The sequence below is a fragment of the Nitrincola nitratireducens genome (genome assembly GCF_000585235.1).
GTDB lineage: Bacteria > Pseudomonadota > Gammaproteobacteria > Pseudomonadales > Balneatricaceae > Nitrincola > Nitrincola alkalisediminis.
This window is the reverse complement of the sequence record NZ_AONB01000004.1, coordinates 25,414-40,276: the sequence shown is the minus strand read 5'-3', so window position 1 is coordinate 40,276 and position 14,863 is coordinate 25,414. Positions and strand designations below refer to the sequence as shown.

General features: G+C 45.7%; 12 protein-coding genes. 2 read left to right on the top strand and 10 right to left on the bottom strand.

Annotated elements, in window-relative coordinates:
* Positions 1-8: 8 nt before the first annotated feature.
* From D791_RS05460 to D791_RS05440, 5 genes are all read right to left on the bottom strand, one after another.
* Entirely contained in the window at positions 9-914 is a 906-nt protein-coding gene (locus D791_RS05460) for a DMT family transporter (RefSeq protein ID WP_051514274.1), read from the bottom strand.
* Between the two features lie 317 nt (positions 915-1,231).
* Positions 1,232-2,074, bottom strand: a complete 843-nt coding sequence (gene kdsA / locus D791_RS05455) for a 3-deoxy-8-phosphooctulonate synthase (protein ID WP_036508837.1) — start codon at positions 2,072-2,074, stop codon at positions 1,232-1,234.
* A gap of 33 nt (positions 2,075-2,107) precedes the next feature.
* Positions 2,108-3,151, bottom strand: coding sequence for a capsular polysaccharide export protein, LipB/KpsS family (locus tag D791_RS05450; RefSeq protein WP_051514273.1), 1,044 nt, complete (start codon positions 3,149-3,151; stop codon positions 2,108-2,110).
* A 198-nt stretch (positions 3,152-3,349) separates the two neighbouring features.
* On the bottom strand, positions 3,350-3,853 hold the full coding sequence (locus D791_RS05445; RefSeq protein ID WP_036508835.1) for a GNAT family N-acetyltransferase: 504 nt from the start codon (positions 3,851-3,853) through the stop codon (positions 3,350-3,352).
* The gene (locus tag D791_RS05440) at positions 3,844-4,110 is read right to left on the bottom strand and encodes a type II toxin-antitoxin system TacA family antitoxin (protein ID WP_036508821.1); all 267 of its coding nucleotides are present in this window, start codon (positions 4,108-4,110) and stop codon (positions 3,844-3,846) included. Before D791_RS05440 ends, D791_RS05445 begins: the two co-directional genes overlap by 10 nt.
* Positions 4,111-4,641: 531 nt before the next feature.
* On the opposite strand from D791_RS05440, the gene D791_RS05435 reads away from it, so the two are divergent.
* Positions 4,642-5,778, top strand: coding sequence for a methyl-accepting chemotaxis protein (locus D791_RS05435; RefSeq protein ID WP_036509133.1), 1,137 nt, complete (start codon positions 4,642-4,644; stop codon positions 5,776-5,778).
* Positions 5,779-5,800: 22 nt separating this feature from the next.
* Positions 5,801-6,664, top strand: a complete 864-nt coding sequence (locus tag D791_RS05430) for a nitrate- and nitrite sensing domain-containing protein (RefSeq protein WP_036508818.1) — start codon at positions 5,801-5,803, stop codon at positions 6,662-6,664.
* Between the two features lie 14 nt (positions 6,665-6,678).
* Here D791_RS05430 and D791_RS05425 read toward each other — a convergent pair whose 3' ends face one another.
* The 5 genes from D791_RS05425 to gspD form a co-directional block, all read right to left on the bottom strand.
* The gene (locus D791_RS05425) at positions 6,679-7,686 is read right to left on the bottom strand and encodes a glycosyltransferase (protein ID WP_051514271.1); all 1,008 of its coding nucleotides are present in this window, start codon (positions 7,684-7,686) and stop codon (positions 6,679-6,681) included.
* Entirely contained in the window at positions 7,677-9,776 is a 2,100-nt protein-coding gene (locus tag D791_RS05420) for a glycosyltransferase family 2 protein (protein ID WP_051514269.1), read from the bottom strand. The genes D791_RS05425 and D791_RS05420 overlap by 10 nt, the downstream gene beginning before the upstream one ends.
* Before the next feature lie 147 nt (positions 9,777-9,923).
* Positions 9,924-11,876, bottom strand: coding sequence for an SBBP repeat-containing protein (locus D791_RS05415; RefSeq protein ID WP_036508816.1), 1,953 nt, complete (start codon positions 11,874-11,876; stop codon positions 9,924-9,926).
* An 89-nt stretch (positions 11,877-11,965) separates the two neighbouring features.
* Positions 11,966-12,502: a hypothetical protein gene (locus tag D791_RS05410; protein WP_036508813.1), complete on the bottom strand. Its 537-nt coding sequence runs from the start codon at positions 12,500-12,502 to the stop codon at positions 11,966-11,968.
* Positions 12,503-12,524: 22 nt separating this feature from the next.
* On the bottom strand, positions 12,525-14,663 hold the full coding sequence (gene gspD, locus D791_RS05405; RefSeq protein ID WP_081763746.1) for a type II secretion system secretin GspD: 2,139 nt from the start codon (positions 14,661-14,663) through the stop codon (positions 12,525-12,527).
* Positions 14,664-14,863 lie beyond the last annotated feature (200 nt).

Here is a 14,863-nt window from a genome sequence, read left to right as displayed (position 1 = left end):
AAACGTTTTTAAACTGAACGATTCGCCCAGTACACACCCATCACGGTGATCACCATCCCAACCAATGCCAAGGCCGTCATACGTTCATCAAACAATACCCAAGCCTCAAGGGCCGTTAAAGGTGGAACAAGATAAAAATAGCTCGCCGTTCGCGTTGACTCCCCGGCCTTAATCATCAACATCAATAATAAAATGGCCCCGACCGATAACACTAAAACGGACCAAGTCAGTGCTAAAATAAAATCTCGATGCCACTCAACCGCTCCTTCTCCCTTAATCCATACACCCAGAAGCATGAGTCCAAAGCATCCTGCATATTGAATGAAAGAAGCGGCTAAAAGCGGTTGAGGTTCGCATACGTTCTTCTGATAAAGCGTCCCAAGTGTAATGCCCACTAAGGCCAACAAAACCCACAAAAGTCCAACCCACGTAATGCTGATATGCTCCAAGTCCATGCCTGAAGTTTGCTGCACGACTAACACCACACCAGCGAGCCCCAAAAACAGGCCAAACCACTGGCGAAAGCTCAGTTGCTGCTTCCAAATTACGAATACAAGCACGCCAGTCAACAAAGGTTGCAAGCCAACCAAAAGTGCGGTTAGACCCGCGGGTATGCCCAACTCTATTGCAGAGAACACACCGCCCAAGTAAGCACCATGAATCAAAGCACCAGCGAAGAGTTGTTGTCGCCACAGTGACATTTGAGTGGGCAACTTGACTGAAAACACCTTGAGCAACACAAAAAAGCATGCGAGATTAAACAGCATGCGCCAAGCCAAAAATGAAAAAGGGTCGCTATAGGGTAAACCATACTTTGCCCCAATAAACCCTGTGCTCCACAAAAGAACAAAAATCCAGGGCGCTACCCTCACTAAACGAGGCGATGCAAACAGCGTATTCAGCGATTGAATCATTATTATTTTTTCCAGGTTATAAAAGGCGCACAGGTAGCATCAATCTGCATCAAATAGCGCCATAAAATCAAGCCAAGCGCATTAAAATAGACTGAAAAATAGATCATTCCATTGATTTTATTGACTCTTTACAGGTCCAACTTTAGAATCACGTGGCTTGTATACATCCGACGCAGATGTAACACAAGTGTATTGAAAAGCAGCACTCACCTTCTCCTAACGTCCTAGGAATGAGTGCTCACCGAAATGGAAGTCGGTTTTGAGAGGAAAACCTGCATGGATGCAAGCGTCTACCTCTCATTTTTATCTCTCTTCTCCTAGTCGATGTTCAAAACAGGAAAACTCTTGACTAAGTCATCAATCGCTTTAATCTGCTTGAGGAAAGGCTCTAATTGATCCAATGGCAATGCACTCGGACCGTCACACTTTGCCTTAGATGGCTCAGGGTGTGCTTCTAAAAACAATCCAGCCAAACCAACAGCCATACCCGCTCTTGCTAAATCAACGACCTGCTCACGACGACCACCCGAAGCAGCCCCTGTTGGATCGCGTTGCTGCAACGCATGGGTAACATCAAAAATAATCGGCAAATTGCCCGATACTTTTTTCATTACACCGAAGCCCAACATATCAACCACTAAATTATCGTACCCAAAACACGTACCACGATCACACAAAATCAGCTGATCGTTACCTGCTTCTTTGAATTTTTCAACAATATTCAACATTTGTGCAGGGCTTAAAAACTGGGGCTTTTTAATATTGACGGGCTTCCCAGTTTTAGCCATTGCTACGACTAAATCCGTCTGACGCGCTAAAAATGCGGGCAATTGAATGACATCGACGACTTCGGCAACGGGCGCGGCCTGATGTATCTCATGTACATCGGTGATGATAGGCACATTAAACGCCGCTTTCACCTCTTCGAAGATACGCAACCCTTCTTCCATTCCAGGTCCACGATACGAATGAATCGAAGAGCGATTGGCCTTATCAAAGCTGGCTTTAAAAACGTATGGAATGCCTAAGTCAGTCGTTACCTTGACGTAGGCTTCACAGGCACGCAATGCCAAATCGCGTGATTCTAATACGTTTACGCCACCAAACAACACAAATGATTGAGCATTATCAACACCAATGCTCTCGGTAATTCTAATCATACATTCCCCTGTTAGTTTGCCACTCAATGGGCACTAAATTCTTTTTCTAATCAATCGGTAAAGACGCGTTTTTAATGTTGGACGTACATTTTGTATCTTCTGTCGGGCCAACTCTTCTAGCGCATCCTCAACATCAACACTGCCCTTCTTGCCCGGTAACACATAGATAGGATATAGGATCAGCGTTGCGGCGATTAACTCATGTAATGAACGTTGGGCTGTTCTTCGTTCGCAGACAAAATGATCCTGCGTTAACCCCCAGCCTGCATAAAAAGGCAAACCATAGGTCACCACTGGAATCTGACGTATCAAGGCCTCAAAACCCGTTAGCGAGGTGATCGTGTGCACCTCATCCACTTGGGACAAGAGAGCCGGCATCGCAACATCCGTGATTTGCACATCACAAAAGGCACTGGCATCAACGTGGTTTACTTCACCGATGCGCCCACCCCCAACAACATCTGGATGAGGCTTATAAATAATAAACGCATCAGGGCAGTTTGTCCTTACACGCTTAAGCAACTCAAGGTTTGTTTTAACGTCTGGACTGCCCAATCGAATTGAAGCATCTGTTTCAACCTGCCCGGGTACTAAAATAATTCTCTTGTTTTTAGGAAGATCTAATGTCTTTGGAAGACCCACATTGTATTTGGAAATACCCAAGTGGATCAATCGTTGAGATACTTGGGCAGCCCTTGTCAGCAATGCAGAATCCATCTGGGCCTCATTCAAAAGGCATTCTAAATCAGAGGGCTGAGTCGAATCATAGTAAATCCCTTTCGAGTCCAGAACCAAGGATAAAGGCTCAACCAAATCCACCCCCAAACCGACAGAGCGAACAAAACCATCCTCCATTCGCCATAACTTTGCTCCCCGGAGCAGTATGGCCTCTGCCAACTCGGGCGTCACACGATTTGACCAAAGAACAAACTGGTCACCTGCGTTAACCAAATCCAATTCGAGGCGATCGATAAAGCGTAACTGAAGACCTGCGTCGAAGAAATTAGGAAGAAAACCTCGTTTCCAACGAGAAAAACCGACAAGGGTGACTGGCTGTGAAAAATCAAAGGGCGTCAAAATACATAGCTGTTTAATAGTTTGGCGCTCACTTTAGCAAAACCTTGCTATGACAGCAAAGTGGGCTAGAAAACACCTACAGCGAACAAGACACTCATGATCATCCTCCGGTCTAAAACCTATGCTGGAAAAACTCAGAGCTACAAAATACAGACAGGGATGATTGCTTGAGAGCCTGCCAATAAATTGGTTACTTTATTATAATTTTAATGTTTTCTCGATATCGCAAATCCGTGCCATCAATACAAGAGGATCAAATGCTGATTCTTTGAAACCAAATTTTTTGTAAAACGTCTGCGCACTGTGATCGATAGCATGAACCAAAATACCAGCACCTCCTACTGCGTTCATTGCTTGTATAGAGCGTAATATGCAATCTTTTAAAAGACCCGCGGCAATGCCTCGACCGTGATATGCGCTATCCACTCCAAGTCTAGCCAATATCACCATTGGGATGGGGTCAGGGCTATTTCTTCTTAGCGAACTGAATGCTTGCTCTCTTGATACTGAGCCCATGGCAATTGCATAGTAACCAATGACTTGGCGAGTCGTCGTATCATTGACCACGTATACTCTCGCGGTTCCCCGCTTTTGACTCTTCAAGGCGTGTTTGCTTAACCAGATATCTAGCTCTTCAATGCCACATTGAAACGGATTGAGCTGATGCTGATCGGTCAGTAGTGTCGGTGCACTTATTCCCAAGGTGCTTTCCTATTAAAGAGATCTGTCATACCTTCAAGAGTCTGAGGTTCTGCACCAAGTTCGAGATCGAATGCCTCAAAGGCTTTTGCTTCAAGAACGAAATCCCGCTGTTCGGCCAGTACGTTATGTGCCTCATTGAGTGCTGCTTGTTGAATGAATACGGTTCTGTCCACTTTTTTCAGGCTTGCTGCAGCATCGATAATATCTCTTACCGATGGCAGTACTCGCATGTTGATTGGAGCTGTTTTTGTAGCCATCACACAATCCTGTATATCTATTTAATATACAGTTTAAGTGTTTTTTTCGTATAGTCAATAGATACACTGGACATCCCTTCGCTCTATTGCAGATTACTTCAAGTAACCTTCTGCAAACACATTCACGGACTTCAAGTGCTCCTTTATAGGCTAAACTGCTCTTCACAAAGCGGCTCCTTACAAAGAGTTTGCCGCTCTTCTGGATTGAGAATTCCGCATTATAGGTTACTGCATACATACTAGCCTCCCTCCTAACACCCCTTGCACTCGAATCATGCAAGCTTTCTTAGCCTTGTCACAAAATGCGACATTCCCCCCCCCCTATATTCGCTTAAATTAAGGCCTATTAAACATGGTATTAAAATTGCATGCCTAAATTATATACGGTACATGTACCTGCCATATCAAGCATTCGTGCAATGAGTGGCCAAAAATATGATTTTTTACAAATCATGGCAACGACGCCAGCACTCATCTATGCACATACTGCACGGAGGAGGCTGGCGTTTTTGTTTTTAATAAGGACGCATGATGAGCTTTTTATTTGCACCCTCTTTACTGCTACTAAAATGGAAACAACTACCGGGTATGATGCTTGCCATACTCGCGGTGCTTGTGATCTTTTCAGCGATATCATTTTTGGTCCCCGAACCCAGCTACGTGCTATTTTCGGGTCTGTTTGTCATCGGCTATTTATCACTCACCAGCTTGCACCTCATACATACTGAGCAGCGGAAGCTAGAGGAATGGATTGCTGATTCAACGTCAACCCAATCAGTACTCTACCCTTCGTCTCACTATCAATCGCCCTTTGCTACGCACCTTAGGCGCTACTCCAGTGAATCTGAACGACTCAGGCTCTCCTTAACTCAAAAGCTAGAGGAAATTTCTCACGCCACAGAAGAGCTCGAACACAGTGCAAATGAAGTGGCCAAAAATGCAGAACAACAAGGACAATCTGCCACAACGGCGGCAGCGGCCGTGGAAGAGTTAAACACTAGCATTAGCCAGGTCGCCTCGTTAGCCGATCAATCTCACTTGGCCTGCATCAATGCTCGAGAAGAAGCGTTGGATGGAAATCAATCGCTCGCATCACTCTCGGGTCATATTCAAAGCATGGCCATAAAAGCCCATGAAACACTAGAGCTCATTATTAAACTCAACGACAATTCAAACATCATTAATCAAATGTCGAGTGTAATCAAAGACATTGCTGACCAAACGAACCTTCTTGCACTGAATGCAGCAATCGAGGCCGCTAGAGCGGGCGATGCAGGAAGAGGCTTTGCCGTCGTCGCAGACGAAGTGAGAAACCTAGCGATACGTAGCCAAAGCTCAGCCAGTGAAATCACCCAGAATATAGACGCAATACAACACTATATAGCCGACGTAGGTCGTTACATGAATCACTTATCACAACTATCAGAGGAAAGTGTAAATAGTGCACAGCTTTTGAAAGGCTCCTTAAACACAATTTGCCAACAAACTGAAACCGTGACTGAACAAGTCAGTCAAGTGGCGACGAGTGCGCTTCAACAAAGTCTAGCCGCCAATGAAATCACACAACTGACAGACAAGGTGAGAGAGAGCAACGACTGTAACATCCAAGTCGCTCAGCATACTCAAGCCGTTGCCTTGCACTTAGCTAAACTCACACACCGCACCTAATTTTGAACGAGTAGAGACACACATGACCCCATTTGACACATTTCCACTACTGCTCATGTCAGTAACTTTTATACTCTTGGGCTGTATCTCAATCCTGATTTACAAGCACATGCGCAATACAGCACGCGCGAAACGTTATCAAACCCTGCAACTGCTGAAATCACTCCGTGTGTTAATCGCAGATATTCAAAAACATCGCGGCCTCTCCAATGGACTGCTTTCAGGTGATACGTCTTTAAAACATTCACTTCAACAGACTCGATCGGCCATAGCGCAAAACACGGCATCGCTCCAACAACACAAAAACGACACATACCTTGTTACAAATGAACGCTGGCAAGGGCACGTTGATCATTGGCAACGACTAAAAGAGGCCAATGAAATTAAACCCGAGAACAATCTGCAACAGCATCACGCCATGATTCGTAATTTGATCTTTTTAGCCGAAGACATTTCTAATGAATCAGGCATCACTAACCTCCCAGAGCATACCTATGCTCACTGTATTTGGAGAGAAGTTATGCAAACCGCAGAGTGGGCAGGCCAAGCAAGAGCGCTTGGAACTGGCATGGCGGCAAAAGCCAGCAGCACCCCTCAGGAGCGCATTCGCATGCGCTTCTTGTGTGATAAAATCCAAGAACTCTCCGTCGTTGCATTTGCAATTTTAGCCAAACAAACGGAAGAACCAACCAACTCCACTACGTTTGATCTTCGTGCCGCCAAGAATGCTGTCAACCAACTGATTGTGTGTATTCAAGATCAACTGTTAAACAACAACGCCCCCACTATTTCGGCTAAAGACTACTTTAACCAAGCAACCCAAACCATTGATGTTCTTCTGGATTTGGTCGACGAGACATTAACTGATATTGAGGGGGCTATATGATTTTTTAGTGTCTTTTAAACGATATCTGGCAAAATGAGCTGCCTACGCCCTGCTTCAATGAACAGCGCTCTTCTTTGCTGAACATCGTCTATTAAAGACGTAATCGCCTCCACCCACGCTTCTTGATCCATCTCAACGAGTAGGCCATTGACCTTATGCGTCACTAATTGACGATAAACGTGACTATTTGCATACACACCAACAGCCCCTGCTGCCGAAATGTCAAAGTACTTCGTCGGTGCTCTAGCGGCATTGACCTTAGTATCTAACAAGGGAGCCAGCCCTATCAGACGCTTCGATTCCTTCAACATACGTTGATAAGACAACCAAGACATAGGATGTAAAACACGAATCTGAGGGAATTTAAGGCACCGCCGTCTCAACGTATCATCCCCTATTAACTCAATTGTTACCTGAGGATGCATATGAAGAACTTTTTCAAACACTGGCAGTAACCAATCAATTTCCGCTCTGTGTGATGGTGAACCATGATAAAAAATGATCGGCGACGAGAGAAAAGAATCTGCACCATCCTCCCCGTATGGCGATACTGGATCAATCAAGGTTAATTGGCATCCAGGCGCGCACCAATCACAGTACTTATCAAACAGATAAGAGGTCGAAACCCACAAATCGGCTTTTTGCTGTTTCAGCCAAGACTGATGTCGATAAGCCAAGCGATACCACTTCGACAAATACCCCCAAGATAAAGATGCCAACACCCGACCATCAAACAAATCATCATCAATAAAGATCACCAAACCTGCGAGTCGATGACGATACTGATCAACAAACGATCTCCACGTTGACGGGATATAACGCACAAATACGAGGATTGTATTCTCTATATCAGCGATGTTTGGCGTATCACTATGCTGATAACACGTGAACTTAAACGACAGACGAGTGAGTAAGGGTTTAACAAAAAAATCTGAAGAAGGGTTTGAGCCTTCTTCAACAACAATATAACGTCCATGCTTAATATTGCATACGGCGTCAACCCTACTATCCGTCACTCCCATGGTCGTTTAACCCGAGGATTAGCGTTGAGTGAAAAGTCCGAACGCACATAATTCAAATTCGGATTGTAAAAGGGATCATTGCCAATGATGTCCTTCCAACGCTTTCTCATGTAGTTGGCTTCTCGCTTACCGCGTCTTCTCTGCTTAAGGCTTTTATCAAGGCCCCTAGACACAGACTCATGATGATAAAGCTCTGCATACGGAGTAAACAAAACACGTAAACCGGCTTCACGCACTCGTAAGCAGTAATCCACATCGTTAAAGGCAACGCATAAGTTCTCGGCATCCAATCCTTTTAAAGTCTCGAAGACACTTTTTGGCGTTAACACACAGGCAGCGGTCACCGCTGACAAATCCTGAGGTAAAACGGCACGATGCATGTAACCTGGATCATCGTACGCGATTGCACCGTGTAAATGATCCGCACACCCACCTCCACCGATTAAATCACCCGCATGCTGCAGATGATTATCGCTGTACAATAGCCTTGCTCCCACGGCACCTACATTGGGTTCGGCCTGCAGGATCGACAGCATCTCAAATAACCAGCTCGGCGTAATCACTTCTGTGTCGTTATTCAATAAGCACAGATAGTCACCCTTCGCAAAGGAGGCTGCAAAGTTATTGATCGCCGAGAAGTTAAACCCATCTGCATAATGCACAACTCTCGCATTTTCGTATTGTTGTTGACAATCATGCATGAAGGCCAAAGTGTCTTCTTCATCCGAGTTATTATCTACAATAATAATTTCGTATGAAACACGCTCTGTTTTGGTTAAAACCGACTCAACACAAGGTTTAAGCAGATGTAACATATTTCGGGTAGGAATAATAATGCTAACCTGCACATCCGCCTTTAACAACTCATAATGAAGCCGGAAAAAGCCAGACTCTAGGATCGAAACGCGTGCATCGATCTTTTCAAGCCGTAATGTTTCTTCTAAGACCGGCTTTTCAACATGAGCGTCGAAGGATGTCAAATAGGCCTCATTATGGCTCCACAAAACCGAGGGAATATGGAGGACCTTCGGTGCGCTTGAAAGACACCCTGCACTCAGCATCAACGCGTAGGCGGATAAACGCGTGTAATGCTCTGCTTGGAGGTAATCAGTGACCTGCGCAAGCGGAAACAATAAAACATTGCCCGGGTACGCCGATACTTTAGCAAAGGTTGATGACCAGTCTGGTTTGAATTGCGGGCTCACTCTTTGACCTTGTTCATTTAAGACATCATGGTCACTATAAACCATGCTGAAGTCAGGTTGCGCCTTCGCTGAGTCAATAAACCAGGTTAACGCATGCTGACTCAAATAGGTGCCTTTCCCCAACCACAAAACCAATGCAGAACTGGGTTGTTGCTTAAGCTCGGTAAGCAGCCCCTCTTCCGTAGTGAACCTATCCCCCGTCAAACGCTTGGCAAATTGATCCTTTTGATTCTCATCCGCAACCAGCACCCAGGTTTCAAACTGTCGATAGAGTTGTCGAGTCAGTGTTTTCAACACATCTTCTAATTGAAAAACGCCATATTCTCGTGCGTCTACAAGAACAATTACCTTCGGTGCTTTGCTGCGAAGCTGAGTTGAATAGGCAATGATACTTCTGGCTTCTTCAGGTGTAACTTCATCGAAGTCACCCAACCACTCGTCATACTCTATGTTTGGTGAATGATTTCTAAACCAGGAAGCAATCTGGTAGGCCTTGTTGATTGACAGCAAGGGCGTGTACCAAAACAGTCCTGCACGATAACGCCGAAAGCGATGAATATTTTTAAATGCAGGCCAAACACGCTTTGACATTAAGTACATACGTTCAGGCCAAAACACTCGCCGCAATTTCACCACGATCGCATCATGCTCTATCGAGTCTTGCAATATATCCAAATTGAGTAGAGTCATATCTGTTGGTAAATAGACTAACTCAAAAAAGCTCCCTGTTTTTGAAAGATGTAAAGTAAAGTTTAGGGTCTGATAGCGCGACTGCGCCGTGAAGTTGACCACCCCCATATTTCTTAATACGGGTAAACGCCCTTTTATTGCAATCCAACCTTGCTTAAGAAGGACCGAATCGTCACACACTGTGTGCTGCATCATCAATGAAACAACCTGTCGTAATGATTTTTATTTGCATTAAAGTTTTAATAAATTCAATAGGATCAAATGGTATGTAATGTTTCAGACACAATCAACAAAGAATCAGATTAGTTGTCACTTTACCCATGAAGTGAGTGACGGATGCCTCTAGCGCAGAATAGCCGGCAGCCAAAGTGGTAAAGGTTTGGGTTTACGAGAAGAAGGTGGCAATAATCGAACAACAAATGCGTCAGAGTCACCTCGATAGTATGGATCAGGGTTCAGGCGCAGAGACGCCTTACCCTCTTGCCAAAATGGAGAGTTGGTAATACCAACTATAATCGGATTTTCAGCCTTATCGAACGCAATTGACCAGGCCTCATCATCCAATAAGCCTCCCATATAACTTGACGATCGCGTGTGTCCCGCGGATGTCAGATGCAACCAAAAACCGTCACGCTCACCATTATAAACAGTATCACGCCCCCTTACCGTCCAATACTCTGAAGATGTAACACCTACAATAAACAAATCACCCGCATAGGTAGACTGCAACGCCAATGGCACAATATGACTTCCTTTCCGCCCTAAATAGGTCCCCCAAAGCAATTCAGAGCCATTGTCATACATTTTCACCGCAAAGCCATCCTGATGAAAATCGGGCGAAGGCTCTAAACGGAGCATACTGGCACTGGGCTCACCCAAAGGGGGCATCCACCCGGCACCATCGTCCGCAACACTTCTGGTCAGCCCCACAATATTGAGCGTGTTCGTTAAATCAAGATCGATGGCTAAGCAGTTATCAGACAAGTAAATCCTATCATTGAAAACAGGTGGCTGTTCTAAAAGTGACCCTCCCAAATAGGTTGACCAAATATGCTCGCCTTCAGAGTTGAGTGCCGCAACAAAACAGGTTTGGCCAAAAATACGACTCGTTGGTATACCGCCTTGTTTAAACTGTTTCAGATCAGTACTCATACCGCCCGAAACCCAGTCCATTGATGACGTATTGCCAACGACATAAATCGTGCCTGAGACTGGACTCACTGCGATACCTTCAATGGTCTCATCATTTGAACCACCAATATAGGTTGACCACAAACGATTGCCACTGGGAGAGATGACCTGAATATAGCCATCATACCCACCTTGATGCTCTGTTAAATATCCCCCCTGCGCAAGCTCTGGGCGCACTGTTCGCCCTCCCACAATAATTCTGTTCAACATGTCGACTCCGATTCGTCGACCCGAACCAACATAGGGTGAGGCATCGTCGCGCAGCCTGGCTTGGTTACCCCAATCGCTAAGCGAATGTGTCCAAAGCACCGCCCCATCAGGATCTAATTTGACTAGATCATAAAGGCCCATAACAAGGATATTATGCTGAAAATCAACGGCAAGCCCTGTGGTGAACGCCGAGTTCTGAAGAATGCGCCCCCATACATAACGCCCTTGATCATCAAACTTAACAACAAACTGACTGCCAAACATGCCTTCTTGTTGACGTAAATCATCTCCATCACCCCATGAAAAGGATTGGCTATGGGTATTCCCCGCAACAATAATATTTCCCTTGCCATCAACAACCACAGAAGATGCAAAATCACGACCACTGCCGCCTAAATACAAAGGCCATTCAGAAGATAACGGTGCATAAATGGGTTGAGGTTCAGGTTCAATGATGGGGGTATCTTCTACCTCACGCTCGCCGCTAAAGGTACTGCCTCCACTGCAAGGAAACCCAACAAAGGGGGTAAATGTGAATTGAGAACTACCCTCCATAGTGATCCAATCATCCGAAATTGTCGCCGAAACCGATATGTTGGTGCTGCCCTCATCCTCCGTAAACATACCTTGCCAAGTTAAATTCTGCCCATTGAGTGTACCCGTATATTCATAGCCGTCTGCATCTTTCACATTCAGTTGGTTTCCCTGCTGATCTATGTAAAAAATCATCGACTCTTGATAGATGGATCCACCACAAGCACGCTCATCCACTGTTGCCCACACAAACCATTTGGATGAGTCTAGACTATTTAAAAGGCTGGCCGAACTTAGCGATGGTACGGCAAAGATTAGAAGACTCAAAAACCCTTGAGCAAACACGTTCTGACTTAACATCGTCAACACCTTTAGTTATTGCTCTTAATCACACCTCGTATAGACCAAGATTGCAAAATCCAAACAATAGACGATCTAAGGCTCGATCATCACTCTATCGCCACCCTTTCCCCGAGATGACCTGGGTTTGTAATCTCTCGCTCTAGGCTAAGATCATCAGGGTCAATAAACTCACCCACACGCCCAGGCGCTGTAATGGTACGCTGTAGCGATTCATCGTCTGGATCGATCCAAGTACCAATCGCCTCAGAGCGCGTCAGGTTGTATTGAAACGACTCATCATCAGGGTCAATAAACTCACCTTGTCTTGCCGAATCACTTGGCTGGATAACGCGATGATGCTCTAACTCCGCCAACTGAACATCTGGGTCAACTCTTTCAACTCGCGCATGGGACAAAGGGGTTAAGGTTTCTAAGCGAGGCGCTTCTGCAGAGCCACTACTCAGTACACCTGACAACCTCTCAGAATCCATGGATCGATTTGAGTATAGTCCATTTTTGTCAATATCAACCACACGAGAAGAATCCTCTCGACTAAGGGCGGTATCGTCAGGGCTAAAAAGCCAAGCGACACCTCCCATCACTAAAACCACTAAGGCGACCATTGAGTATTTCAGTGCACTCATCGCTTCTCCTTCTTAATAAAGCTTACTCAAACACCAAGCCCGACATTCGCGAGCGCATTTCTCGGCTCACATCACGAAGATCTTGCTCATTGGATAGTACACGCGGAGTAATCATGACCAACAACTCAGTTCGGTTAGTCGTATTGCCAGTTGCACCAAACAAGTTCCCCATCACAGGGATATCGTGCAAGATGGGCAAGCCAGAACGTGTTCTCGACGTGTTATCACGAATCAGCCCCCCTAGAACAACCGTCTCACCCGAACGAATGGCCACTCGACTGTTAATGTTACGCTCTAAGAAACTGCGCTGTCCCGTGGCACTGTCTTGTTGACCTACGTCCGTAACTGACTGCTTGATCTCCATATTGACCATGCCGCCTGCATTCACCGATGGTGTCACTGACAGCATCACACCCGTATCTTTATACTGAATCGACGAGGTGATGGTTCCGCCATCCGTCACCGTCTGCGCTGAACGTATTGGCTGCTGATTGCCTACTTGAATCGTTGCCGTATGGTTGTCCAGTACCAAGACCGATGGTGTTGAAATCACATTGACTAAGGATTTCTCTGCCAAGGCATTTATCACCGCACGAATAGCACCTGCCGGATTTGTGACGGTGAAGGAAAACCCAGGCACTCTTGGCCCAATAGGATCATCCGATAAATTCAACAATGCATTGCCTCGCCAGCCACTGCCCAAGCTTTCTTGCAAGAACCACTCTAAACCATAGCGCAGCTCATCATTTAGAGACACTTCAATGATACTTGCCTCAATCAACACCTGAGACGGCGCAATGTCTAACTTTTTCAAAGCTGCTTCAATTTTTCGAAATTCGCGTCGATTGGCATAAATCAATAAAGCATTGCTTTGTTCATCCGCAACAATTCGAACATTCTGTGCTAAATCGTAGTTGGTCGAGGTCGGCCCAGTAGACGCAGGCAATGCCGTTTGCGCACTCGCGCTTGAGCTACCTGTCGTACTACCGCTCGATATCGGATTTGATGAGGGAGGGGTTGTTCCTGAAGAAATACGTGACGCGGTGAGATTAGGGGCCACCCCCGCATCAGTCATCTCAGCACTTCCCGGCGACGGCGAAAAGAGCTTACTCATCAGAGATGCGAGATATCCGGCCGAGCCATTTTGCACCGGATAGACAAACAGTTGCTGCTCAAACAAATGATCGGGCGGCTGATCTAAGCGCTCCATCCACACCTTCACCTGCTCCAGATAATGTGATCTGGGGGTAACCACCAACAAACTATTTAAACGCTCTACCGGAATAACGCGAACCAAGCTCGAAATATTCCCATCTCCCAGCACTTCCTCCCCCATCAGCGCCTGCAGCATGGTGAATGCCTCTTGAACTGGCGCATATTGGAGGGGAAACACACCCACCGACATGCCTTTAAGTAGATCAATATCGAAGGTCGAAATAATATCCAACCAACCATCGAGCTGTTGGCGAGTTCCCGCCAAAATCAAAAGATTACGGCGGGGATCAACGCGCACAAATGCAGAGTCACTTGCAACGGGCCCTAAAATATCGGCCATTTCCTGTGCGCCAATAAAGCGCAAAGGGATAACCACATTTGAATAGCCTGCATTGCGCTCGTTCGCGGAGGCAATGCCTGGCATTAAGCTCGACATGGAAGCGCCCGCTCCAACAAAATAACGACCATTATTGTCACGAATCATGACAGCGCCATTGGCCTGCAACAAGGACTCCAGTGTCGATAACAACTGATCTTGAGGAATTGGAGACCGCGTTCGAATCGTGATATTGCCGGATAATGGATGTTCGATTACATAATCCAGCTTGAGAATCTCACCGAGAATAATATGCACCACTTGGGTAATGGGTGCCTCTTCAAAACTCAAGCTGACATCTTCGCCAAAAAAACGCACAGGCTCTGATGACGATGGCGCTCGGACGACCTGATCATTGCCTTTGTATAACTGTGGAAGGGTTGGCGTAATTGATTCAGACTCTTTATCAGAACTCGTGGAATAACGTCCCTCTTGACTCGGTGACATCAACACTGGCTCTGTCATGAGTACAGGTACTGGATCAGAAACCGGTTTAAGTGTTGGTGATTGGCAAGCACTTAAGAAAAAACTCCCAAGAATAGGGACCCAAATAGACGTATTCCTAGCCATTAACTTCACTATTACCCTGAATATTTGCCCGAATGAACATTGAGCCGCTTTAATCCTAAAGCATCAACAGCAAGAGTGTATCGAAATGCTTCATGAACTGCCACGACTAAACGGCTTCGCCCTTAGTCGTGGGATGTTTTAACAAATAAAAAGAAACGCCTCTTCTACACAAACGAACCGATAGAAGAGGCGTACACCTA